Annotated in this window: 1 protein-coding gene; it reads right to left on the reverse strand. The window is 33.4% G+C overall.

Annotated features, from left to right (window positions below; all coding sequences use genetic code 11):
- Positions 1-14 precede the first annotated feature (14 nt).
- Positions 15-602, reverse strand: a 588-nt coding sequence (locus tag B371_RS20885) for a TetR/AcrR family transcriptional regulator (protein ID WP_019412342.1), incomplete at its 5' end; no start/stop codon positions are given.

Consider the following 602-nt stretch of genomic DNA (forward strand, 5'->3'; position numbering starts at 1 on the left):
GTCAGATAAAATTCTTACTTACGATTATTGAGTTTAGCTACTCTAACATTTTCATATTTACTTACCTTCTTTGTATAATCAATAGGTCCAAATAATTGAAGTGCGAATGGGACAAAACTTGCCCAAAAATCCTCGTCTATTTCATCAGTCATCGTTAATCGTAGTCCCAATAGAAGACTAAAATAGGTTGAAGCAGCAAAGATGGGGTCTGATTGATTAATATGCCCCTTACTTTGTGCATTTTCAAGCAATGTTGCCAGTTTGGAGCAGAACTCATTGTGGAATATGTTCAATTCTTCAAATTGAGTTTTAAACCTAGTATGTTGTCCTATAACTTGAACAACTAATCGCAAATAATTACTCAAACTTGCGAAAAGGTTAATGTGAGATTTAACCATTCTTTCTAGTTCCATTATCGGGTTATCTGCTTTTGGATTGAAATCCAATAGAACTATGTTGATTTTTTCTAAGGGTTCAATAACAGCTGCATGAAATAACTCTTCTTTTGAAGAAAAATAAGTAAACACACTACCAAAACTAATTTCAGAAGCCGTAGCAATTTTGGATATGGTTGTATCATTGTACCCTTGCTCAGAAAAAAG

Source organism: Paenisporosarcina sp. TG20 (assembly GCF_000286315.1).
GTDB lineage: Bacteria > Bacillota > Bacilli > Bacillales_A > Planococcaceae > Paenisporosarcina.